At 71.5% G+C, this 25,428-nt stretch carries 9 protein-coding genes; 5 read left to right on the forward strand and 4 right to left on the reverse strand.

Annotated features, from left to right (window positions below; genetic code table 11):
• Nucleotides 1-6: 6 nt before the first annotated feature.
• The 3 genes from OIK44_RS08625 to prpR all read right to left on the reverse strand — a co-directional run bounded on the left by OIK44_RS08625 (nt 7) and on the right by prpR (nt 5,312).
• On the reverse strand, nt 7-1,122 hold the full coding sequence (locus OIK44_RS08625) for a hypothetical protein (RefSeq protein ID WP_273670316.1): 1,116 nt from the start codon (nt 1,120-1,122) through the stop codon (nt 7-9).
• Nucleotides 1,123-1,188: 66 nt separating this feature from the next.
• Nucleotides 1,189-3,462: a hypothetical protein gene (locus tag OIK44_RS08630; protein WP_273670317.1), complete on the reverse strand. Its 2,274-nt coding sequence runs from the start codon at nt 3,460-3,462 to the stop codon at nt 1,189-1,191.
• Between the two features lie 215 nt (nt 3,463-3,677).
• Complete coding sequence (prpR, locus tag OIK44_RS08635) at nt 3,678-5,312, reverse strand: propionate catabolism operon regulatory protein PrpR (RefSeq protein ID WP_273670318.1); 1,635 nt, start codon at nt 5,310-5,312, stop codon at nt 3,678-3,680.
• A 227-nt stretch (nt 5,313-5,539) separates the two neighbouring features.
• On the opposite strand from prpR, the gene OIK44_RS08640 reads away from it, so the two are divergent.
• Entirely contained in the window at nt 5,540-9,202 is a 3,663-nt protein-coding gene (locus OIK44_RS08640; RefSeq protein ID WP_273670319.1) for a bifunctional diguanylate cyclase/phosphodiesterase, read from the forward strand.
• Between the two features lie 13 nt (nt 9,203-9,215).
• Here OIK44_RS08640 and xth read toward each other — a convergent pair whose 3' ends face one another.
• Nucleotides 9,216-9,980: an exodeoxyribonuclease III gene (gene xth, locus OIK44_RS08645; RefSeq protein WP_273670320.1), complete on the reverse strand. Its 765-nt coding sequence runs from the start codon at nt 9,978-9,980 to the stop codon at nt 9,216-9,218.
• 348 nt (nt 9,981-10,328) lie between these two features.
• On the opposite strand from xth, the gene OIK44_RS08650 reads away from it, so the two are divergent.
• The 4 genes from OIK44_RS08650 to OIK44_RS08665 all read left to right on the forward strand — a co-directional run bounded on the left by OIK44_RS08650 (nt 10,329) and on the right by OIK44_RS08665 (nt 25,381).
• On the forward strand, nt 10,329-10,940 hold the full coding sequence (locus tag OIK44_RS08650) for a TonB family protein (RefSeq protein ID WP_273670321.1): 612 nt from the start codon (nt 10,329-10,331) through the stop codon (nt 10,938-10,940).
• Nucleotides 10,941-10,942: 2 nt separating this feature from the next.
• The gene (locus tag OIK44_RS08655) at nt 10,943-11,458 is read left to right on the forward strand and encodes an RNA polymerase sigma factor (RefSeq protein WP_273670322.1); all 516 of its coding nucleotides are present in this window, start codon (nt 10,943-10,945) and stop codon (nt 11,456-11,458) included.
• A gap of 118 nt (nt 11,459-11,576) precedes the next feature.
• Complete coding sequence (locus tag OIK44_RS08660; protein WP_273670323.1) at nt 11,577-12,566, forward strand: FecR family protein; 990 nt, start codon at nt 11,577-11,579, stop codon at nt 12,564-12,566.
• 167 nt (nt 12,567-12,733) lie between these two features.
• Nucleotides 12,734-25,381 (forward strand): filamentous haemagglutinin family protein, encoded by a 12,648-nt coding sequence (locus tag OIK44_RS08665; protein ID WP_273670324.1) that lies wholly within the window; start codon nt 12,734-12,736, stop codon nt 25,379-25,381.
• Nucleotides 25,382-25,428 lie beyond the last annotated feature (47 nt).

A 25,428-nucleotide genomic window follows, 5' to 3' on the forward strand; every position in this document is an offset into this window, starting at 1 on the left:
CGTATCTCAGAACGGGTGGCGGTAGCCCAGGTTCAGTCCGAGCGCCTTGGCGCGGTTCGGGTTCAGTGTGTCCGCCTGCAGCGCGACGTGGAAGTCGCCCCGCTCGACGCCCACGCCGAAGGTCTTGAAGCGCGTGTCGACGCTGGCGCTCAGCGTGCCCCAGGCGAAGCGGCGCGAGCCGGTGAACGTGGGGATGGTCACGCCGGCGTAGCGCTCGATCTGCAGGGCCGCGCCCCAGTCGCCGAAGCCGCCGGCCAGCGTGGCCGCGGCGGTGCGGCGCAGCGCCGTGCTTTTGCTGATCTGGCTGTTGCGGCCGTTTAACAGGGGGCGGTAATTGATGTAACCCTGCGCGTCGTAACTGGCCACGGCGGAGTCGGCGGTCTGCCGTGTCTGCGGCAGATTGGTCCAGCGCATGCGGCTCCACAGGTCGTCCACGTTCAGCGTGAAGCGGCTGGCCTGGCCCAGCGGCCAGTCCAGCGTCAGCGCCGTGCTGACGCCGGAGCCGCCGGGGCTCTGGCCCATGAAGGGGTAGCGGAAGCGGCTGTTGACGTCGTTCTGCACGGCGCTGAAGCTGTAGTCGTCGCCGCCGCCGCCGGCCGCCGTGCCGTCGACGCTGTTCTCGCGCAGGCGCGGCCTGGCGTACAGGGCCAGCGCCAGGTTCAGGCGCGGCCCGCCGGCGGCCTGGCCGGGCAGGGCGAACCAGCGGCTGGCGCGCAAGCCCTGCGCCGCCCAGCCGTCCATGCTGGCGTGGACGTCGAAGGCGGCCGGCGCCGCCGGCCGGATGCGCTGCTTGTACAGGTGCACCAGCTCGAGCGTGTCGCGGTTCGTGCTCAGCACCGCCTCCTGGCGGTATTCCCAGGCCAGCCGCCAGGGTCCGCGCTCGACGCCGGCCTCGACGCGGTTGCGCTGGAACATGACGTTGCGCCCGGCCCTGGGTGAGAAACCCTGCGACCAATCCTTGTCGAATTGTTTGATGGGAACGCCGTCGTGGGCTTCCCACAGGCGCACTTCCAGGTACGGCGCCCAGCCGGCCGGCGCATCCGGCGCCGCCGCGGCCGTCTGGGCCAGGGCGGACGGGCAGGCGGCGCAGGCGGCCAGCGCGGCGAAGACATAGTGATGCATAGGACTCCCGACAATAAAAAAAACCTGGCGGTGTCGGCCGCCAGGTCAGTTGCCTTGCGGCGGCGCTTACTTCAGCGATTCAAAGATGCCGTCGGCGTAGTCGATGCGGCCGGTCTTGAGGTTCAGCACGCCCACTTTGGCGTTGTCCTTCAGCACGTCGACGCTGTCGGCGGCGCCGCTCAGCGCCATCGTCACGCCGTCGGAGCTGGCGAAGGTCGTCAGCTTCGGCGTGACGCCGTGGTTGGCGTCCGTCACGCTGAAGTTGATCAGGCTGGCGCCGTCGTTGTACTGTCCGGTCAGGCTGCTGCTGTGGAAGGCGTTGCTGCCGGCGTTCAGGCTGATGCCCAGGGCCGGGCGGTTCGGGATGCTCAGTTTGCCCGCCAGCGCCGCGCTTTTCTTCACATAGTTGGTGGCCGACTCAGGCAAGGCGCTGTCGAATTTGTCGAAGTCCGTTTGCTGCAGTTTCAGCGTGCCGGTGAAGAATTCCGCGTTGGCGGTGGCCAGGTTGCCGGTAAAGCTGAGTTTGGTTGGCATGTACTCCTGGCCGTTCTTGTCGGCCATCGCCTCGCTCATCACCAGGGTGCCCGCAGCCTTGCTGCCGCCCGCCTCGGCGGCCAGCGACAGCGAGAATTCCTTCACGCCGGTGGCGACGATGCGGCCTTCGTTGGCTTCCACGGTGCGCAGGAAGGAGCCGGCGGCGATGCTGACCTTGCCCACCTGCTGGCCGGCCTTGATCGCGGCGATGGCGCCGGAGAAGGCGTATTTGAAGGTCTTGTTGCCCTCGGCCGTGCGGGTGGCCGACAGGGTCCAGCTCGCGCGGTCCGTGACGGCGTTGCCGTAGTCGTCGGTGCGGGCCGGCATCGTGCCCTCGACGCTGAAGGTGCTCAGCGTGTTGCCGTTGCGGACATAGTTGATGCTGCCGGTGGCGCGCGCGTTCGGCGTGTCGCCGTAGACGCCGACGGTGACGTCGAGGTTGCGGTTGCGCTCGCTGGCGCCGACGTTCCAGGTTTCCAGGCGCGCCCGCGACACATAGGTGTAACTGGTGTCGCCGACGGGGGTGATGGTGAAGGCCGCCGTGACGCGCTTGTAGGTGTTCGGCGAGAGGCCGGTGGTGTACGAGCCGGGCACGGTTTTGCGCACGATCGAGCAGCCGACCGTGAGGGCGTCGGCGGCCGAGGTGGCGGCGACGCTGCCGTCGGCGTCGCTATACACGCCGCAGCCGCCCAGCTTGGTCGCGCCCGCGTACACTTCCAGGGTGTTCGAGGTGGTGCTGCCGGCCTGGTAGGCGCGCAGGAAGTCGATGCCGTTGGTGCTGAGCTGCATCCATTTGCTCAGGTCGTCGTCGAGCGGCGCGACGGCTTGCTCGAAGTCGGCGCGCATGGCGTCGGCGCGCAGGTCGATGGCGCCGCTGTGGTTGCCGTTGCTCAGGGCCGTCAGGTTGCTGCGCAGGCTGGCGAACAGGTTCTTGGCCGCCTGCACGCCGCTGGCCGCCGGCGGCAGGATGGGCACCGTGCCCTTGGGCAGCGGGGCGACGCTGGTGTTGCCGGTCTGGTTGATCGTGGTGTCGGCGACCACCTCGGTGGCCGCCGTGTCGATGGCGCCGCTCAGGGCGTCGTTCACTTCCAGGCTATTGCCCTTGATCGTGCCCAGCGCGCCGATCTTGCCGACGACGCAGCCCAGCTGCGCGCCCGGCGTCGTTTCCGCGCAACCGAGTTTGCCGTCCTTGGCCAGCTTGGAAATGGCGGCCAGCATCACGCTTTGCAGTTTCTCTTGCGCGTTGGCGGTGGCGGCGGCGGCCGAGTTCGAGTTGACAGGTTTGACCTGCTCGGGGCTGAAGCCGAAGAAGGCGGCGAAGCCTGCCTTGGCGCTGTCGATGTTGGCGGCGGACAGGCCGCCGCTGGCGCCCTCGGCCGTTTTGACGATCATCTCCGTCAGCGGACTGACCGAGCCGGTGTAGGTGGTTTCGCCGGCGGCGGCCAGCTTGACGACGTTGCGCAGCTTGAAGCCGGCGCCGACGGGCACGTCGACGCCGCTGGCCTCGTCGGCCGAGGTGGCGTTCGGGCCGCCGCTGACTTCGACGATGAAGCTCAGCACGTCGGTGGGAATCTTGATGGAGAAGCTGCCGTCGTTCAGCGTCGTGCCGGTGGCGATGGCCGTCGTGCCCTGCTTGCCGTCGGCGCCGATGGCGTAGGCGTTGACCGTCGCGCCTTTCAGGATGCCTTTCGCGGCGGTCCCGGCGACGGTGCGCGAGGCGGCCGTCGTCGGGGTGCCCGCCGAGTCGCCGCCACCGCCGCATCCGGCCAGGGTGAGGGCGAGGGTCAGGGTGGTCATTTTCAACATGCCTGCGCGCTTCTTATCCATTGATTTCCCGTAATTATTGGTTGTATTGAAATACGACTGAGTGTTGCTGTGCGTAAATATACAAGCTTTGCCCGGGAAGGGAAATGGTCGGGACTGGCGGCCGTGGAAAGTGTCTGTTTTTTGCGATGGACGTCTTCGCAAGCTTGTAAACATGCCAAATTTAAGCTTTGCGCATGCTTGCGCCGGCGTCCGCCTCAGGTCGCGCCGGCGCCGCCCTCGGCGCGCAGCTTGCGCCACAGCGTGGTGCGGCTGATGCCCAGGTGGGCGGCGGCGGCGTCGCGCCGGCCGCCGAAGCGGGCCAGCGTTTGCGCCGCCGTTTCGCCGGCCGGCGCCGGGGCGGCTGAAGCGGCCACGGCCATGGCCGGCGCGCCGGGCCGCGCCAGCTCGGCCGCCACGCCCAGCACGAAGGCGGGCGTGAGCGCCTGCAGCGGCTGGGCCGCGAGGAACAGCGCCAGCCGCTCCATCAGGTTGCGCAGCTGGCGCACGTTGCCGGGCCAGCCGTAGCGGGCCAGCAACGGCGCGCAGGCGAGCAGCTCGGCGTGCAGGTTCGGGTGCGGGCGCGCGCCCAGCGCCGCCAGCGCCCCTTTCAGCGTCCATTCGGCCAGGGCGGGGATGTCGCCGGGGCGCTCGCGCAGCGCCGGCACGGCCAGGCGCAGCACGGCCAGGCGGTAGAACAGGTCGGCGCGGAAGCGGCCGTCGCCGATGCGCTGCTCCAGGTCGCAGTGGGTGGCGCTGATGATGCGCACATTGATGGAGATCGGCCGGGTGCCGCCGACGCGCACCACTTCGCGCTCTTCGAGCACGCGCAGCAGCCGCGTCTGCAGCGCCGCCGGCATTTCGCCGATTTCGTCGAGGAACAGGGTGCCGCCGTTGGCCGCCTCGAACAGGCCGGCGTGGCCGCCGCGGCGCGCGCCCGTGAAGGCGCCGTCCTCGTGGCCGAACAGCTCCGATTCGAGCAGGGACTCGGCGATGGCGCCGCAGTTGACGGCGACGAAGGGCCGGTTCGCCCCCAGCTTGCGCGGGCCTTCGCGGTGGATGGCCTGCGCCACCAATTCCTTGCCGCTGCCCGTTTCGCCCTGGATCAGCACCGTCGCCGGCGACTGCGCGTACAGCAGCACGGCCTGGCGCAGCGCCTCCATCGCCGCCGAGTCGCCGCGCAGGTCGTTGACGCCGTGTTTGGCGCGCAGCGTGTCGGCGACGACGGCGCGGCGGCCGCGGCTCGCTTCGAGCTGGCCCAGGCGGGCCATTTCCAGCGCGTCGTCGAAGGCCAGGCGGATCGACGCGGCCGAGTAGACGAACACGCCGGTCAGGCCGGCCTCCTCGGCCAGGTCGGTGATCAGGCCGGCGCCGACGATGGCCTCGATGCCGGCCGCCTTCAGCTCGTTGATCTGGGCCCGCGCGTCCTCCTCGGTGGCGTAGGTGCGCTGGGCGATGGGGCAGCCGAAGGTGGCGCAGAATTCGGCCAGCTCCGGCATCGCGTCCTGGTAGGTGATGACGCCGATGCGCGCCGAGACGCGGCGCGCCCGCGCCAGCGCCTGCATGACGTCGAAGCCGCTGGCCTTGGCGATGATCACCGGCACGCCCAGGCGGCCCTTCAGGTAGGCGCCGTTCGAGCCGGCCGCGATGACGGCGTCGCAGCGCTCCGTGGCCATGCGCTCGCGGATGTGGCGGGCGGCGTCGTCGAAGCCGAGGTTGATCGGCTCGATCGTCGCCAGGTCGTCGTATTCCAGCGTGATGTCGCGGAACAGGTCGAACAGGCGCGACACCGAGACGGTCCAGATGACCGGCTTGTCGCCGGGGTCGGAGGGGAGGGGAGCAGGTCGGCGCATGGCGCCATTCTACGGCAGATGCCGGGCGGGGACAGACCACGATTTCCAGGAAATGATTTCTTGGAAATCATTTCCTGGAAATCGTGGTCTGTCCCCAGCTGTTGCGCTTTATGACAAAATTGCCTGAATGTGGTTTATGATCGTCGCAGTGTGCGGCACCCGGGTCCAAGGCCGTAGTCCCAGGCCGCAGTCCAAGGCCGCATTTTTTAATTGTTGCAGTGGTGTCCATGAACCGAGCTCCGACCCATCCCGATTTCATCGCCGCCGCCCTAGACATGATAGGGCTGGCCGCCTGCGCCTGCGACAGCGGCGGCACGGTCGTCGCCGCCAACGCGGCGCTGGCGCGCCTGCTCGGCGTGGACGCGGCCGGGCACGCGCTGGACGAGTTTTTCGCCGCGCCGCAGCGCGCCGGCGCCGCCGCCCAGCTGCGCGCGGCGGCCGGCGCGCAGGCCGAACAGCGCTGGGACGCCAGCGTGCTGAACGCGGCCGGCGCCGCCGTCGCCGTGCAGGTCTGGGTCAAGCCGCTGCCGGAAGGCGCCGGCCTGCGCGGCGTCACCGTCGTCTTCAACGACGTCAGCGTCCACCAGCGCGACCAGACGGCGCTGCGCAAGACGCTGCTGGAGCAGCGCGCCATCCTCGAAAACGCCGCCGTCGGCATCCTCTTTTCGCGCGCCGGCGTGATCCGCGAATGCAATATCCGCGCCGCCGAAATGTTCGGCTACGCCAGCAAGGAGTTGGCGGGCCGCGACGGCGTCACCCTCTACCCCTCGGCCGAGGCCTACGCGGCGCTGGGGCGCGCGGCCGGGCCGCCGCTCTCGACGGGGCGCTCGTTCCGCACCGAGCTGCAGTTGCGGCGCCAGGACGGCGCGCTGTTCTGGGCCCGCCTGTACGGCCGCGCCGTCGATCCGCTCAACACGGCCGACGGCACCGTCTGGATCGTCGAGGACATCAGCGAGCACCGCCGCGACGAGGACCAGCTGCGCCGCGCCCTGCTGGAGATGCAGGCGATCATGGACAGCGCGCCGCTGGCCATCGGCTTCCAGCGCAACAAGCGCATCCTGCGCTACAACCGCCGCTTCGCTGAATTCTTCGGCCTGTCCGGCGACGACGGCGTCGGCCGGCCGGCGCGCTCACTGTACCCGTCGCCGGCGGCCTACCAGGCGGTGCTGCGCAAGGCCGGGCCGCTGCTGGCGCGCGGCCAGCCCTACCAGGCCGAGATGGAAATGCGCCGGCGCGACGGCAGCACCTTCTGGGCGCACGCCTTCGGCTATGTGATCAAGCCGGGCGGCCCGCACCAGGACACGATCTGGATTTTCGACGACCGCAGCGCGCAAAAGGCGGCCGAGGAGGCCACCAAGCAGCTGCTGCTGGAGCAAAAGGCGATCCTCGACAACGCCTCGGTCGGCATCCTGTTCAGCAAGGAGCGCCTGATGCTCAGCTGTAATCCGCGCTTCGCCGACATGTTCGGCTACCGCCGCGACGAGCTGACGGGGCGGCCGGCCGCCGACGTCTTCCCCTCGCCCGAGGTGTACGAGGCGTTCGGCAGGGAGGCCGCGCCGCTGCTGGGCAGCGGCCAGCCCTTCGAGAAGGGCGAGTACCTGTTCAAGCGCAAGGACGGCACGCTGTTCTGGTGCCGCGTGCGCGCCAAGGCCGTCGACCAGGAGCACAGCGAGCAGGGCACCATCTGGATACTTGAGGACATCAGCGCCAGCCGGCAGACCCGCATGGAAGTGGAGGCGATCATGACGAACGCCTCGATGAGCATCCTGTTTACCAAGAACCGCCTGATCACGCGCTACAACCGCGGCTTCGGCGACATGTTCGGCTATCCGGGCGACAGCGGCCTGGGCCTGCCCGGGCGGGCGCTCTACCCCTCGCAGCAATCCTACGACTGCCTGGGCGCGGCCGCCTTCCCCGCGCTGTCGGTCGGCAAGCCCTTCCAGACCGAAGTCGAGATGCAGCGCAGCGACGGCAGCATGCTGTGGGCCCAGTTGATCGGCTACGTCGTCAACCCCAGCGAGCCGGCGCAGGGGACCATCTGGATCATCGAGGACCGCAGCGAGCAAAAGCGCGCCGAGGAATCGCTGCGCAACGCGCTGCTGGAAAACCAGGCCATCCTCGACAGCGCCGTGCTCGGCATCGCCGTCGTCGAGGGCGGCTTCAACCTGCGCAGCAACAGCAAGATGGAGGAATTGTTCGGCTACCCGCCCGGCGGCATCGTCGGCCTGTCGGTGCAGGCCCTCTACCCGGACCGGGCGGCGTGGGACGCGGCGCGGGCCGAGACGGCGCGCGACTTCAGCGCCGGCCGCGTCCACATGTCCGAATACCGGCTGCGGCGGCGCGACGGCAGCATGTTCTGGGCGCGCCTGTCGGGGCGGCCCTTCGACCTGGCCCAGGCCAACGGCCGCTCCGTCTGGCTGGTCGACGACGTCACGGCGCGCCGCGAGGCGGCCGAGGCGGTGCTGCGCGCCCGCGACGAGCTCGAGCTGCGCGTGCTGGAACGCACCGCCGAGCTGGCCGGCGCCAACGCCCTGCTGCAGGGCGAAATCGTCGAGCGCCGCCAGGCCGAGGCGCGCGTCCACCACATGGCCTACCACGACAGCCTGACGGGCTTGCCGAACCGCGCGCTGCTGTCGGACCGGCTCGACCGGGCCATGCTGGCGGCCCAGCGCCAGGAGCGCCGCCTGGCCGTCATGTTCATCGACCTGGACCGCTTCAAGACGATCAACGACTCGCTCGGCCATATGACGGGCGACAGCCTGCTCAAGGAAGTGGCCAGCCGGCTGTGCCGCGCCGTGCGCGTCAGCGACACGGTGGCGCGCCTGGGCGGCGACGAATTCGTCGTGCTGGTGCCGGGCATCCGCGGCGCCGAGGAGTCGGGCCATGTGGCGGAGAAGATCATCGAGGCGCTGGCGGCGCCGTTCCCGCTGGACGGCCACACGCTGCACATCACGCCGTCGATCGGCATCTGCGTGTATCCGGACGACGGCGCCGATGTCGACACGCTGATGCGCCACGCCGACGCGGCCATGTATTACGCCAAGGCGAGCGGGCGCAACAACTACCAGTTCTTCACGCAAAGGATGAACCAGGCGGCGGCCCAGCATTTCGAGTTGGAGAGCAGCCTGCGCGGCGCGCTGGCGCTGCACCAGTTCGAGCTGTTCTACCAGCCCATCGTCGACACCGGCACGCGCCGCCTGCACACGATGGAAGTGCTGCTGCGCTGGCGCCGCCCGGAGCACGGCCTGGTGCTGCCGGACAGCTTCATTCCCATCATCGAGGAAAACGGCTTGATCGTGCCGATCGGCGAGTGGGTGATACGCCGCGCCTGCGAGCAGAGCATGGCCTGGCTGCGCCAGGGCTGGCAGCCGGTGCCGCTGGCGGTGAACCTGTCGCCGCGCCAGTTCATGCACCGCGACCTGGTCGGCTCGATCCGCCGCATCCTCGACGAAACGGGCATCGACCCGGCCCTGCTGGAATTCGAGATCACCGAGACGGCGCTGATGCAGCATGGCGAGCACACCCTGGCCATCCTCGGGCAGATCAACGCGATGGGCATCCGCCTGTCGATAGACGACTTCGGCACCGGCTATTCCAGCCTGGCCTACCTGAAGCGCTTCCCGGTGAAGAAAGTGAAGATCGACCGCGCCTTCGTCAAAGACCTGGAACACAGCGCCGAGGACCGCGCCATCGTCGCCGCCATCATTGCCCTGGCGGACAGCCTGCAACTGTCGACGGTGGCGGAGGGGGTGGAAACGGAGGCGCAGTTCGCGCTGCTGCAGCGCAACGGCTGTCGCTACGCCCAGGGCTATCTGTTCTCGCAGCCGGTGCCGCAGGCGCTGGCCGAGCGGCGCCTGGACCGGCTGGCGCGGCCCGGCGGGGGCGGCTGAGGGCGCGGCCCGCTCAGCCTATGGTGGCCACCACCGGCGCGTGGTCGGACGGCTGCTCCCACTTGCGCGGCGCGCGGTCGATGACGCAGGCGGTGCAGCGCGTCGCCAGCGCCGCCGACAGCAGGATATGGTCGATGCGCAAGCCCTTGTTCAGGCGGAAGCCGAGCGCGCGGTAATCCCACCAGCTGAAGGATTTTTCGGCCTGCTCGAACAGGCGGAAGGCGTCCTGCAGGCCGATGTCGAGCAGCTTGCCGAGCGCGGCGCGCTCCCTGTCCGACACCAGTATCTGGCCGGCCCAGGCCAGCGGATCATGCACGTCGCGGTCCTCCGGCGCGATATTGTAGTCGCCGACGACGGCCATGTTTTCGTGCAGCAGCGCCTCGGCCGCCAGCCACTCGTGCAGGGCCGCCAGCCAGCCCAGCTTGTACTCGTACTTGTCGGAGTCGACGCTCTGGCCGTTCGGCACATAGGCGCAGACGACGCGCACGCCGTCTATGGTCGCCGCCAGGATGCGCTGCTGGGCGTCCTCGTAGCGCGGATTGTTCTTGACGACGTCGTGAATGGGCAGCTTCGACAGGATGGCCACGCCGTTATAGGTTTTCTGGCCGCTGAAGACGACCTGGTAGCCGGCCGCCTCGATGTCGGCGACGGGGAACTTGTCGTCCGTCAGCTTGGTTTCCTGCAGACACAGCACATCGACGGGATTGTCGGCCAGCCATTGCAATACCTGCGGCAGGCGCACCTTCAGGGAGTTGACGTTCCAAGTGGCTATTTTCATCATTGACCTAAGATATTGATATTGAAGAAGTATATTGCTAGATACGGGGTAGCGGCACGATAACATAGCTGGGGACAGACCACGATTTTCAAGGAATTATTCCTTGAAAATCGTGGTCTGTCCCCGGCTGTGCGGGCGCATGTCACGAAGCGGTAATCTGGGGTGTGTAGAGTCCGGCATATTACCTCCAACCGCGACGATCGCACCCTTAGGAATATGACAGGCAACCCGGCATCGCCCAGTGTGCTTGCGCTGGCGGGATGCCTGATCTTTTCAGGCTTGCTGAGCGCCGCGGCGTCGGCGCGCGCGCCTGCGCCCGAGGCGCGCGCCGGCCTGCCAGCGGCGGACATGGACGGGCCCTTGTTCGATTTCGCCATTGCCGCCCAGCCGCTGGCGGCGGCGCTCAACGAGTATGCCGCCATCGCCAACCGGCCCGCCCTGTTTGCCAGCGGCATCGTCGCCGGCCGCGCCGCGTCGGCCGTGCGGGGCCGCTATTCCGCCGAGGCGGCCTTGCGCGCGCTGCTGGAGGGCAGCGGCTTGTTCGCCGAGAGGCTGGACACGCAGGCGGGCCAGACTTTCCTGCTCAAGGAGCGGACCGCGCCGCCCGCCGCCGCGCGCGCCGGCATGGCGGCGCTGTTCGACGCCGACGGCTACGCCGGCCTGGTGCAGGCGCGCATCACGCAGGCGCTGTGCGCCGACGCGCGCACGGCGCCGGGCCGCTACAGCGCCGTGCTGCGGTTTCGCCTGGACGCGGCCGGCCGCGTGTATGGCGCGCGCCTGCTCGGCTCCAGCGGCGACGCCGGCCGCGACCGCGCGCTGCTGGACGGTTTGCGCGGCGCGCACGTCGGCATGGCGCCGCCGGCGCCGCTGGCGCAGCAGTCCTTGACGATGATGGTCTTGCCGGCCGACGCGGACGCCGCGCCGCCGTGCGCGCCGCGGCGCGGCGGGGACGGGGTCTAGCCGTGGCCGACAATGTGCAGCTGGAGCTGCTGGATTATCTGAGCAAGCGCTATGCCAACCTGAAGTTGCGGCTCACGCGCATGCTGGGCAATGGTGACATGGCCAGCGACGCGCTGCACGACACCTATCTGCGGCTGCATGGGCAGGACGAGCATGGGCCGATCCGCAGTCCGGGCGCCTATCTGGTGCGCATGGCGCATAATATCGCCGTGGACGTGCAGCGCCGCCAGCGGCGCGCGCTGTCGGGCGAGGCGATCGACGCGCTGCTCGAAGAGATGTGCGACCCGGCGCCCGGCCCCGAGCAGGCGGCCGAGTCGCGCTCCGATCTGGACGCCTTGTTGAAGGTCATGGAGCGCATGCCTGAGCGCCGCCGCCTGATCGTCGTGATGGTGCACTGGGAGGAGGCGACGCAGAAGGAGGCGGCCGCCCGCCTGGGAGTGTCGCTGCGCACGGTGGCGTCCGAACTCAAGCGCGCCCACGAGTCGCTGAACGCTTACCTCGCCGCGGAGAAAAAATAAATGCAGTCCTGGGCGTCGCCATTCGTCATCACTGTGATGGACAAACAAGACCGGCACCGGCGCAGTGGGCCGTGGGCCCCCGCTGGCGGCTATGCGCCCGGACGCGAGAAATGACACCATGAACCAGACACCGCCCCCTGTTGACGAGCGCGCCGCCCTTGCGGCGCAGGCCTGGGACTGGCTGCGCCTGCTTAATTCGGGCGATGCCGTGGCCGAGGATGCCGACCGGTTTCGTGGCTGGGTGCGTTCCAGCCCGGCCCACCGGACGGCCTACAACGAGGCCAGGCGGCGCTGGGATGGATTCAGGCAACCGGCCGGCGCCCTGCTGCGCAGCGACCCGGCCGTGGCCGCCTTCTTCCGTCCACGCGCGCAACGCCTGCCGGCGCCGGGCCGCCGCGCCTTCCTCGGCGGCGCCGTGGCGGCCGCCGTCGCCGGCGCCGCCGTGCTGCGGCCGCCGCTGGGACTGTGGCCGGCGCCCGCCGAGTGGGGCGCCGACGAGCGCACCGCCACCGGCGAACAGCGCGCGCTGGCGCTGGCCGGCGGCGTCACCGTCACGCTCAACACGCGCACCAGCGTGCGCCGGCAGACGGCCGGCGACGCCACCGTCGGCCTGGAACTCATCAGCGGCGAAGCCGCCGTCGACGTGCGCGGCGCGGCGCAGGTGTTTGCCGTCGTCGCCGGCGCCGGCCGCAGCGTGGCCGGCTTCGGGCAGTTCGAGGTGCGCCATCTGGACGGCCGGGTGTGCGTGACCTGCCTCGACGGCAGCGTGCGCGTCGAGCACCCGGCCGGCGTCCGGGCCTTGCGGGCGCGCCAGCAAACCGTCTACGACGCGCACGCCGTGGGCGAGGTCAGCGGCGTCGATGCGGCCGCCGTGCCGGCCTGGCGCAGCGGCGTGCTGGTGTTCAACGAAACCCGGCTGGCCGATGCGCTCGACGAGATCAACCGTTATCGGCCCGGCCGCGTCGTGCTGATGAACCAGGCCGCGCGCGGGCAGGCCGTCAGCGGGCGCTTTGCCATTGCCGCGCTGGACCTGGCCCTGGCGCAGCTCCAGCACGTCGTCGGCCTGCGCGCCCGCACGCTGCCGGGCGGCCTGACCATACTCAGCTAAGCGCCGTCCCGGCCGGTTTCCCGCGCGCTGCGCCCGCCTGAAATATTAATCGAAAAAAAATCTTGCACGTTTTGAGTGGCGCCGTTCGTCATAGCCTCAACGGGGGGCTGGTCCGCGCGGGGCGGACGGCCGATTCGGCATCGACTCAACTACTGGCGGACATTTCAATGAATACATGCGGGCGCAGCGGCAAACAACGGTCATCCATCCAGGCGCTTGACGGCCCGTTCCGGCTGGCGCCGCTGGCGCAGGCGGTGGCCCTGATGCTCGTCGCCGGCGGCGCGATGGTCGACGTGCGCGCCCAGCAGGCGTTCAGCGGCGCCTGGTTCGCCGCCAAGGGCGCCGTGCAGAACGCCGCCGGCGCCTCCGGCCGGCTGCCCGGCGGCCAGCCCCTGCCGGGCCAGGCCGGGCCGCTGGCCCAGCAGCAAAAAGCCGGCGAGCAGTTGCAGCGTTCCCTGAACAATCTGAACCTGGCCGCGCGCGGCATCGCCGCCCAGCAGGCGGCGCAGGCGGCGGCCCGGCTGGCCGCGACGGGCGGCCCGGCCGTGCCGGATGGCCTGGCCGACGGCGGCCTGAAGGTCGACACGAATGCCCTGACGGCCGGCTGGATCAACGCCGGCGCGCCGGTGCAGAGCGTCGCCGGCGGCAAGACCACCGTCAGCATCGGGCAAACGGCCGACAAGGCCATCCTGAACTGGGAAAGCTTCAACGTCGGCCGCGACACCACCGTCGCCTTCGTCCAGCAGAAGGACTGGGCGCTGCTCAACAAGGTCAACGACCCGTCCGCCCGCCCCAGCCAGATACAGGGCCAGATCAAGGCCGACGGCACGGTCATGCTGGTCAACCGCAACGGCGTCGTCTTCCACGGCAGCAGCCAGGTGAATACCCGCAACCTGCTCGTCTCGACGGCCGCCATCGGCGACGCGCAATTCCGCGACAAGGGCCTGTACGTCGACACGGCCGGCAGCCAGCCCACCTTCAGCGACGCGCTCGGCAAGGTCGAGGTCCAGGCCGGCGCGCAGATCGCCACGGCCGCGCCGAAGTCCGTCACCGAGGGCGGCGGCTACGTGCTGCTGATGGGCGCGGAGGTGCACAACGCCGGCGCGATCCAGACGCCGAACGGCCAGACCGTGCTGGCCGCCGGCGACAGCTTCAGCATCCGCCGCGGCGTCGGCAGCGGCGGCAACCTGACCTCCACCACGCGCGGCAACGAGGTGCTGGCCAACGCCGGCGGCGCGGCCGGCGCCGTCGCCAACACGGGCCTGATCCAGGCAGCCACCGGCGACGTCACGCTGGCCGGCCGCGACGTCGTCCAGGATGGCGTCGTCCTGAGCAGCACCTCGGTGAACACCCGCGGCACCGTCCACCTGAACGGCGCCGCCAGCGTCACGCTGGGCCAGCGCGCCCGCACCGCCATCCTGCTCGACGGCGCCGACGCCACGGCGCTGGACAGCCAGCGCGCCGGCCTGCAGACGCCGTTGAACGCCGGTGCCGGCGACATCGAGGCCGCCGGCGCCGACCGCCGCGACCAGTCGCGCATCGACGTCGCCAGCGGCGGCACGGTCGACTTCCAGGGCGGCTCGCTGACGCTGGCCACCGGCGGCCAGCTGGCCGTCAGCGCCGCCCGCCGCAGCCTGCTGCGCGACGGCGCCGTCGTCGACGTCTCGGGCGCCGTCGGCGTCAAGTTGGCGATGGATGGGAACAGCGTCAAGGTGAATATCCAGGGCAATGAGCAGCGCGACTCGCCGCTCAACCGCGACAGCAAGAACCTCAACAGCAGCGACGCCTGGGTCGACGTGCGCGACCTCGTCTACGTCCCGGCCGGCACCAACGGCTACGCCAGCGACCGCTGGTACACGGCCGGCGGCTTGCTGGAAGTGGGCGGCTACCTGGGCACGGCCGGCCACCGCATCGGCGAGTGGATGGCGCTGGGCGGCACGGTCGGCTTCGCCGGCGGCGACCTCGTCACCCAGCGGGGATCGCTGATCAACCTGTCCGGCGGCACGCTGGACGTGCAAAGCGGCGCGGTCAGGCAGAGCTGGCTGAAGGGCGCCGACGGCCGCCTGCATGAGGTGTCGAAGGCGTCCGGCGACTTGCCATACACGGGGCTGTATAAAGGTTACGAGGAAGTGCATGCGCGCTGGGGCGACAAGGCCAGCGCCCATTACGCCAATCCGCTGATCGCGCCGCAGAGCCGCCTGGAGAACGGCTATACGGTGGGACGCGACGCCGGCACGCTGCTCGTCTCGACCAAAAACGCGGTGCTGGAGGGCGAGGTCGCCAGCGCCACCTTCCAGGGCGAGCGCCAGACGCAGGCGGCGCAGGCCGGGCTGGACGGCTACAAGCAGTCGCAGAAGGCGGTGGCCCGGGGCGGCCAGTTGGTCGTCGGCAGTTACACCCCTTACTTCCTGAAGAACAGCGGCGTGCTGCAGCATGCGCTGGGCGCCGATGCCGGCACGCTCAAGCACGTCGTGCTGGGCGCGGGGCAGGAGCGCGTCGCCGCCGGGCTGGATCTGGACACGGCCCTGCCGGCCGAGCGCCAGGGCCGCCTGTTCCTCGACACGGAGCAGTTGAACGGCTTTCAACTCGGCGCCATCAAAATTGCCGCCAGCGGCAAGATCGAGGTCAACGCCAGGCTGCAAACGGCGGCCGGCGGCAACATCACCCTGTATGGCCAGCAGGTGGCGGTCGAGGCCGACCTGACGGCCCGCGCCGGCAGTATCGAGCTGGGCAATGTGCTGCGCCAGATCGGCTCCGGCGGCGTCGTCGATTTGCCCGTCAACAGGAGCGCGCCGGCCGGCAGCGTCAGCGTGGCCGGCGGCGTGGCCCTGGACGCCAGCGGTTTGTGGAGCGCGCCGGGACTGAACCAGGACGACGGCGCGGCCCTGCCGTATCTGAACGGCGGCCGCGTGTCGCTGCGCAGCGGCGGCAGCGTGCGCCTGGCCGAAGGCAGCCTGGTCGATGTCGCCTCGGGCGGCGCGCTGCTGGCCAACGGCAAGCGACAGGGCGGCAGGGGCGGCGACGTCAACCTGCACGCGCAGGCCCAGGGCGGCGCCGGCACGGCTGCGCTGGTGTTCGAGGGCGCGCTGCGCGGCTATGGCGTGAACGGCGGCGGCACACTGTCGCTGCAGGCCGGCAAGGTGCTGATCGGCGCCGCCGCCGGGGCGGCGGAAGCGGACACGCTGGCGCTGGCCCGCGATTTCTTTTCCAAGGGTTTTTCGGCATACGAGGTGGCCGGCACGCGCGGTCTGAGCGTGGCCGAGGGCGCCGTCGTCGACGTAGACATGCCGGTTTACCGCTTCGACGCCGGCGCGCGTCCGTCCGCCGCGCCGGCGTTGTGGACGCCGTCGCTGTACCAGGACGATGCGCTCAAGGGTGTGCTGACGCAGCGCAGGGGCGCGAGCCTGAGCCTGCAGGCCGGTTCGCGCCTGTCGGTCCCGGCGGACATCGCGACCGTGCAGGCGTCGATAGGCAAGGGCGCGGTGATCAATGTCGATGCGGGCCAGTCCATCGAGGTGCGCAGCATCGGCCAGTTGAACGTGGACGGCACGCTGAACGCCTGGGGCGGCAAGATCAAGCTGGCCACCCTGCCTTTGTTGGCGGGCACGCAGGGGGTGTGGCAGCCAGCCAGCCTGGGGCGCTCGATCCTGGTCGGCGAACATGCGCGTCTGGATGTGGCCGCGCGCGGCCAGCGTTACGGCCAGGTGCGCGACGGCGGCAGCATTGTCGTCGGCGGCGAGATCGACCGCGCCACGGGCAAGACGACGGCCTCCGAGCTGTTCATCGTCGTGCGCGAGGGCGCCGTGCTGGACGCGTCCGGCGCGCAGGCCACGCTGGACTTGCCGGGGCAGGGCGGCCGCGTCGTCGCCAGCAACGGCGGCAGCATTGCGCTGGCCTCCGGCAGCGGCTTCTATCTGGACGGCGCCCTCAGGGCCGACGCCGGCGGCAAGGGCGCGGCGGGCGGCACGCTGGCCGTGGCGCTGGACGCGCTCATCTACGACAGCGGCGCGCCGCAGCAGGTGCGCCGGGCCCGCGAGCTGGTCCTGGGCCAGCGGCGCGGCGCCGCCGCCGACGCGGCGGCCAGCCTGGCGTATGGCCAGGCCCGCCTTGGCGCGGACCAGGTCAAGGCGGGCGGCTTCGACAATCTGTCCTTGCTGAGCAAGGGCGCGCTCAGCGTTGACGGCGACCTTGCGCTGTCGCTGGGCCAGAGCCTGAACCTGTACGCCGGCGCCTACGCGCTGGCCGACGGCGCCGCGGCCGGCAGCCGCGCCACGCTGGCCGCGCCGTCCGTGCGCCTGGCCGGCGTGGCCGTCGACAAGCTGGAGGATGGGCAGTTTTCATCGGCCGTCCGCGGCGGCGTTTCCCGCCAGGCGCCGGCCGGCCTGCTGCGCGTCGAGGCGGCCAATGTGCTCGACCTGCGCGACGAAGTCGGCTTCGGCACGCAGGGCGCCATCCCGGCGTTGGGGGGCGGCCAGCAACAGCTCGACCGGCGCGCCTTCGAGCGCGTGGAATTGCTCAGCCAGGGCGACATCCGCTTCCTGGCCGCCGCGGGCAAGGGCGTCAACACCCTCGTCAGCACGCCGGCCGACCTGCATCTGGCGGCGGCGCAGCTCTATCCGGCGACGGGCGCCGTCGCCACCGTGCAGGCCGGTTACGTGGGGGGGAACCTCGACTACGACCCGGCGCGCACGCTGAGCATAGGCCGCAGCGGCGCCGCCGAGCCGGCCGCGCCGTATTCCGCGTTCGGCAACCTGACGCTGGGCGCGGCCGTCATCGAACAGGGCGGCGTGCTGCGTGCGCCGCTGGGCGCCATCGCGCTGGGCACGGAGTCGGGCGGCGTGCGCACGACGAAGGCGCTGCGCCTGCTGCCGGGCAGCGTCAGCTCGGTTAGCGGCGCCGGCCTGGCGCTGCCGTATGGCGGCACCATCGACGGCGTCAGCTGGCAGTACGACGGCGCGCAGGTCGAGCTGCTGGGCGTTGGCGGCACGGGGCAGGGAAACAACCTGAGACAGGGGCTGAGCCTGATTTCCCGCGCCGTGGACGTGCGCGACGGCGCCGTGCTGGACTTGTCCGGCGGCGGCGCCTTGCTGGGCGCCGCCTTCGTCTCCGGGCGCGGCGGCTCCATCGACGCGCGCTACCATCCGCTGGTGCAGAACGGCGCGAACGGCGGCTTCACGACGCCCGGACTGGCCAGCAACCCCGTGTACGCCATCGTCCCCGGCGTCCAGGTGGGCGTCGCGCCGGCCGGCGGCGCCTCCGAGGCGCTGGCGGGCCAGCAGGTCAGCATCGGCGCCGGCGTGCCCGGTCTGGCGGCGGGCACCTACACGCTGCTGCCGTCGACCTATGCCCTGCTGCCGGGCGCCTTCCGCGTCGAGATCAACGGCAAGGCCGGCGCGGCCGCGGCCGGCCCCGCCGCAGTCATGCGCAACGGTTCCTGGAGCACCTCGGGCCAGTTGTCGGTGGCCCGCACGGACATCGCCGACGCGCTGCCCAGCCGGCTCATCGTCACGCCGGCCGCCGTGCTGCGCAGCTATGCGCAATACAATGAAACGGGCTACGCCGACTTCGTCCGCGCCGACGCGGCGCGCCGCGGCGTGCCGCGCGCGGCGCTGGAGGCGGACGCCAAGACGCTGGCGCTGCGTCTGCTGCCGGGCAATGCCGCGCCGCTGGATTTCGAATACGCCGGCAAGACCAGGTTCCAGGCCGGCGCCGGCGGTTTCGGCGGCACCTTCGCCGTCATCGGCAGCTCGAACATGGCGATCGAGGTGCTGGCCGGCGGCGCCCGCGCCAGCGCCCTGCCGAATACGGTGTCGCTGCGCGCCAACGACCTCAACGCCGTCGGCGCCAGCCGCCTGGCGGTGGGCGCGCGCCCCTGGGTTTCCTATGGCCAGGGCGGCAATTACGTGCGCTTCGGCGATTATGTGGAGGCGGCGGGCACGGTGTCGCTGCGCCAGGGCGCGACGCTGTCGGCGCCCGAGGTGTTCCTCGTCAGCGGCGGCGCCGCCGGCGCCATCGAGGTCGAGCAGGGCGCCGCGATCAACACGCTGGGCCGCGGCAAGGCCGCCTACGATTCCGCCGACGGCTTCGTCTACCAGCCCAGCTACCGCAGCGTGCTGGCCGTCTCCAACGCCCGCCTGCAGATGCTGGCGCCCGAAACCGACGGCTCCAGCGCGCCGGGCCGCATCCTGGTCGGCCAATGCGCGCCGCCGGCCTGCGCCGGCGACACCGCGCTGTACTCGGAGGGCACGATCGCCTTCGCCACCAACAACGCCTTCGAGCTGCGCGACGCCGTGCGCTACGGCACCCGCCACCTGGCCCTGGCCGTGGGCGGCATCAACGTCGGCGGCGCCGAGGCGCTGGCCGCGGCGGCGGCCCGCCAGGCCCTGCCCGCCGGCCTGACGCTGAACCAGCGCATCATGGACAGGCTGCTGCGCGGCGACACCGGCGCCGGCGCCCCGGCGCTGGAATCGCTGTCGCTGACGGCGGCCGGCTCGCTCAATTTCTACGGCGACACCAGCCTCAGCACGCTCGACGCCAGCGGCAAGTCCGTGCTGGAGCGGCTGGTGCTGACGACGCCGGCCATCTACGGCCACGGCGGCGGCGCCGACGTGGCGCGCATCCAGACCGGCACGCTGGTCTGGAACGGCGCGGCGGCCGCGCCGGCCGGCGTCGTCGCCGGCGGCGCCGGCACCGGCGGCGGCAGCCTGGCCATCCAGGCGCAACGCATCGAATTCGGCTACGGCCCGTACACGCAGCCGGACGGCGTGGCCGACGCCGCCCGCCTGACCCTGGGCTTCGCCAGCGTCGACCTCAGCGCCAGCGAGCGCATCACCGCCAACCACAAGGGCAGCCTGGCCGTCTACCAGCGCCAGGACGGCTACGAGGCCGGCAAGGGCTTCCAGTACAGCGGCGGCCAGTTGAACATCAGCGCGCCGCTGCTGACCGGCGCGGCCGGCTCCGTCAACCGCATCGGCGCCGGCGGCGCGATCCGCGTCACGGGCGCGCCGGGCGGCGCGGCGGCCCCGGCCGGCGCCGCCGGCGAGGCGCTGGGCGCGGAACTGGCGCTGTCCGGCGCCAGCATCGCCGTCGACAGCGCCGTGGTGCTGCCGAGCGGCAAGCTGACGCTCAGCGCCAAGGGCGACCTGAGCTTGGGCGCGGCCGCCCGCATCGACGTCTCCGGGCGCAAGCTGACCTTCAACGACGTCGCCAAGTACAGCTGGGGCGGCGAGGTGAACCTGGATAGCCGCGCCGGCAACATCCGCCAGGCCGGCGGCGCCGTCATCGACCTGTCGGCGCAGCACAACCAGGGCGGCAGCCTGAAGGTGGTGGCGCTGGACGCGGCGGCCGGGCAGGTTGCGCTGGACGGCAGCATACTCGGCGCCGGCAGCGGCCAGTACGATGCCGGCGGCACGCTGCTGTCCTACAAGGCGGGCGCCGTCGACATCCGCGCCCAGGGCGTGGGCGACTTCGCCGCCCTGAACCGGCGCCTGAACGAGGGCGGCGTGTTCGGCGCGCGCAGCTTCCAGCTGAAGCAGGGCGACCTGCGCATCGGCGACGAGCTGCGCGCCGGCGCCGTCAACGTCTCGCTCGACAATGGCAGCCTGACCGTGGCCGGCACCATCGCCGCCGGCGGCGAACGGGTCGGCAGCATCCGCCTGGCCGGAAAGCACGGCCTGACCATCGCCGCCACCGGCGTGCTGGACGCCCACGGCACGGTCTTGCGCGTGGATAGTTACGGCAAGATCATCGACGCGCCGAACCGCGCCGTGGTCGAGCTCGATTCCGGCACAGGCCAACTGACGCTGGCCGGCGGCGCCCGCATCGACCTGCGCCACGGCACGGCGGCGCAGCCGGGCAAGGGGCCGGGCCGGCACGACGGCCAGGCCCGCGGCACGCTGGAGCTGAACGCGCCGCGCCTTGACGCCGCCGACCCCGGCGCCGGCGACATCGCCATCGACGCCGCCGGCAGCCTGGCCATCCAGGGCGCGCGCGCCATCGCCGTCAACGGCGTGGCCCGCTATACGGACGCGGCCCCCGGCGCGGCGCCGGCGGCCGGCGGCCGCCCCTACCAATTCATCGACAAGGATTATCTGGACCGCAAGCACGCCGAGAGCGGGCGCTTCATCAACAATGCGCTGGACAACGCCGGCCTGATGAAGGGCAAGCTGGCCGGCTTGAACAACGCCGCCTACGCCGACGTCTTCCACCTGCGTCCCGGCGTGGCCATCGTCACCGAGGGCGACCTGGTCGTCAGCGGCGACCTCGACCTGTCCGGCTACCGCTACGCCGGCGTCAACCCGCATGCGCAGCCGGGCGCGGCCCGCGGCTCGGGCGAAGTGGGCAGCCTGACGCTGCGCGCCGGCGGCAACCTGTCCGTCTACGGCAGCATCAACGACGGCTTCGCGCCGCCGCCGCCCACGCCCGACGACGCCGGCTGGGTGCTGACGCCGGGCCGCCAGGCTTTCGGCGCCGACGTCGTCGTGCCGGGCGCCGGCGTGGTGCTGGCGGGCGGCAGCCTGTTCCCCTCCGGGAAGACGCTGAATTACGCGCTGCCCATCCAGGCGGCCACGCTGCTGCGGGGAACCGTGCTGCCCGTCCAGGGCGCCCTGGCGGCGCCTCTGGAACTGCCCGCCAACACGGTGCTGCGGGCCGCCGTGCGCGACGGCGCCGGCAAGGTCGTCTACGCTGCCGGCACGCTGATCGAGCGGGCGGTGACGCTGCCCGAGGGCACGCTGCTGGACGCCGGCACGCTGCTGCCGAATCCGGCGGCGCTGGCCGCGCTGCGCTGGCCGGCCGGCGTGCCGCTGCCTAGCCTCGGCGGCGCCGCCGCGGCCGAGGGCGGCGTGCTGCTGGCCGGCGACTTGCCGCTGGAAGTGGGTGCGCTGATCCCCTCGCAAACGGAAGTCAGGCTGCCGGGCGGTGCGCTGTCCGTGCCCCTGCGCCATCTCAACGGCGCACGCCAGGGCAGCAACTGGGCCGTGGCCGCCATGCTGCCGGAAGGTTCGCAGTCCTGGTCGCTGCGCCTGGTGTCGGGCGCCGACACGCAGGCGGCCGACCCGCGCGCCCTCAAGCCGGCCCTGTACGGCGACCTGACGCTGGCCGACAACCATTACGCGCTGTACAAAACCTACCAGAAGATCATCGGTCCGAGCACGCCCGACCAGTGGGTCGGCGCCTGGTACTGGAGCGAGGGCGCCACCGGGCCGGGGCGCGTGCCGGGCACGCCGGTGCCGGCGGGCGAGCAGGCAAATTGCCCGGACGCCTGCACCAGCGTCAACTATGTGTGGGGGCCGGTGGGGGCGGACCTGGGTTTCGAGGTCGGCAAGCCGGTCACCGCGGAATGGGAGGGTTTTTGCGGCGACGAGGGCGTCTGCATCCTGGTTGGCCAGTTCATTCCCGGCAAGCCGGGAGTGGAGACGGATGGCCCGCTGCGGCAAGTCTCGCCCATTAGCCAGCATTTCAGCGTGCTGCGCACCGGCACGGGCGACCTCGACCTGATCGCCGCCGGCAATATCGCCATGCAGTCGCCGTTCGGCCTCTACACGGCCGGCACCTCCACCGCCTCGCTGGGCGGCGCCGCCTTCGACCGGCCGCGCGGCCTGGCCGGCGATGGCAAGACGGTGCTCGGCGCCGGCGGCAAGGACTACGAGGGCCTGGTCGACGAAGCGCCGGGCAGCCAGTACGCGGCCTGGTATCCCGACCACGGCGGCAATGTGCTGGTGCGCGCCGGCGCCAGCCTGACCGGCGACATCCTCAGCCCGGCACTGCTGGCGGCGCCGGAAAACGGCCGCATCCAGCGCGCCGGCGCCAACCTGGGCAACTGGCTGTGGCGCCAGGGCACGGGCGCGACGGCCGGCGTGACGCCGCAGCCGACCAGTTGGTGGATCAATTTCGGCACCTATATCAAGGAGGCCGGCGGCGCCAACATCTATTACCAGGACAAGGAAAAAATCGACCAGCTGCCGATGCTGGTGGGCTTCACCGGCATCGCCACGCTGGGCGGCGGCAACCTGAGCGTGGAGGTGGGCGGCGACGCCGGCATGCTGAGCCGGCGCGGCGACCCCGCCGTTGGCGCGGCGCCGCGCAGCCAGGGCCTGGTGCTGGCCGTGGCCGGCAGCGGCCGCGTCACGCCCGACGGACAATTGCTGCTGACGGGCGGCGGCGACCTGGACGTGCGCGTCGGCGGCGCGCTGAACCCCGGCCTGGAGGCGCGCGCCATCAACTACCATCGGACGGGGGAGGGCGGCGCCGCCGCTTACGGCGTGCAGAACCTGAACCTGAACGGCGTGCTGGCCAATCTGCGCGGCGCGCTGCAACTGCAGACGGGCAGCCTGGGCGGCGTCGCCCTCAACTACGGCGCGCGGGCGCTGTCCAACGACCTCAAGGAAGAGCGCGCCTACGACCCCTTCAAGTCGACGCTGGGCACGGCCAGCGGCGGCATGACGCTGATGCTGGGCGACGCGGCGGCGCGCCTGAACACGCGCGGCGACCTGGTGCTGGCCGGCGCCGGCGACCCCGGCCGCGTGCCGACCGAGAACACGCAGGGGTTTTCCTATGGCGGCAAGAACTATGGCGACGGCGCCAACGGCTGGTTCTCGCTGTGGACGGAGCGCACGGCGATCGACCTGCTGGCCGCCGGCGGCAGCCTGGCGCCCAGCGTGCAGGCGGGCGCCCTCGGCACGGGGGGATCGGCGACGCCCCAGGCCGGCGACAACTATTCGCCGACGGATGGCCGTTTCCTGCTGCCTTCGCAGTTGCGCGCGGTGGCCGCCAACGGCAGCATCTTCCTGGGCCGCTCCGCGCTGGGCCAGAACGGTCCCTACAACACCGCCTATTCGCTGCTGACGGCGCCCTCGGCCAACGCCAGCCTGGAGCTGCTGGCCGGCGATTCCATCTATGCCAGCGGCTATGCGGTGAGCCAGTCGGGCGCCGACCCGGCGGCCCTGCCGACGCCGTTCAAGCCGGCCTTCATCGGCGTCGACAGGACGAAGGGCGACAGGCCCATCATCGTCAGCAATCTGAGCGGCGACGGGGTCGCGCCGGGCGGGCTGAGATTTCCCTTGTTCGCCTTCGGGCCGGACAGCGCGTCCGGCGCGGCCGCCGGCACGGCCGGCCCGGCGCGCTTCTACGCGGCGCAAGGCGACATCGTCGGCCTGCGCAGCGGCGAGGTGCTGCACTTCAGCGGCGGCCACCGCATCGGCCAGCGCTGGTACGAGGGCGCCGGCCCCGTGTGGATGACGGCGGGGCGCGACATCGTCAACTCCGGCACGCCGCTGGACCAGCCGACGTCGTTGCCGAGTGTGCTCGGCTACGCGCTCAATGGCGTGGACGGCGGCGGCGCCAGCAGCGGCAACCTGTTCGTCCACCGGCGGGCCGGCGACGTGTCCCTCGTCTCGGCCGGACGCGACATCCTGTTCAGCAGCTTCCAGGTGGCCGGCCCCGGCACGCTGGAGCTGACGGCCGGGCGCAACATCCGCATGGACGACAGGGCCGCCGTCAGCAGCATCGGCGCGGTGGTGGCGGGCGACGGCCGGCCCGGCGCCGACATCGTCATGCAGGCCGGCGTCGGCGCCGCCGGCCCCGCCTACGCGGCCTTTGCGGCGCGCTACCTGGACCCGCTCAACCGGCTCCAGGACGGCTTGCCGCTGGCCGGCCAGGCCGGCAAGGTGGCCAAGACCTACGAGGCGGAACTGGCCGCGTGGCTGGGCCAGCGCTATGCTTTCGCCGCCGCGACGCCGGCGGCGGCGGCCGGCTTCTTCGGCGCGCTGCCGGCCGAGCAGCAGCGCATCTTCCTGCGCCAGGTGTATTTCGCCGAATTGAAGGCCGGCGGCCGCGAGTACAACGAGGCCGGCGGCGTGCGCTTCGGCAGTTATCTGCGCGGCCGCAACGCCATCGCCGCGCTGTTCCCGGCCGGCGCCGCGGCGGCGCCCGGCGGCGACATCACGATGTACGGTTCGGCCGGCGTCAACACCCTGTTCGGCGGCGCCATCCAGATGCTCACGCCCGGCGGGCAGCAAGTGTTCGGCGCCGAGGGCGAGGCGCCCAAGGCCGTGGCCGGCGTGATCCCGGGCGTCATCACCCAGGGCGCCGGGAATGTCGAGTTGTATGCGCGCGACAGCATCCTGCTGGGGCAGAGCCGCGTCATGACCACTTTCGGCGGCCACATCCTGGGCTGGTCGGGGCAGGGCGACATCAACGCCGGGCGCGGCGCCAAGAGCGGCGTCGTCTACACGCCGCCGAAGCGCGTCTACGACAACTGGGGCAATGTGGCCCTGTCCTCGGCCGTGCCGAGCACCGGCGCCGGCATCGCCACGCTGGCGCCGATTCCCGAGGTGCCGGCCGGCGACATCGACCTGATCGCGCCGCTGGGCACCATCGACGCGGGCGAGGCCGGCATCCGCGTCTCCGGCAACGTCAACCTGGCGGCCCAGCAGGTGCTCAACGCGGCCAACATCCAGGTCAAGGGCCAGTCCGCCGGCATCCCGCTGGCGGCCGTCGTCAACGTCGCCGCGCTGTCGAACGCCAGCGCGGCCGCCAGCCAGGCGACGGCGGCGGCGCAGGAGGCGACGCAGCGCGAACGGGCCGGCGCCCGCGCCGCGCTGCCGTCGATCTTCTCGGTGCGCGTGCTCGGTTTTGGCGAAGAGCCGGCGGAGGGCGCGAAAGCGCCGTCGGCGGCGCTGGCGCCGCCGTCCGGCGGCCTGCCTTACGACCGCAAGGGGGTGCTGCAGTTTGTCGGCGTGGGCCAGGATTTCGCCCCGGCGCAGGTGGCGCGCCTGAGCGAGGAGCAGCGCCGCCAGTTGGCGCAGGACCAGTAAGGCCGGCGCGCCGGGCCTGGGTGTCGATGTCATATGGAGGCAAAGCC

This window comes from Janthinobacterium fluminis (assembly GCF_028595325.1).
Taxonomy (GTDB): Bacteria; Pseudomonadota; Gammaproteobacteria; order Burkholderiales; family Burkholderiaceae_D; genus Janthinobacterium; species Janthinobacterium fluminis.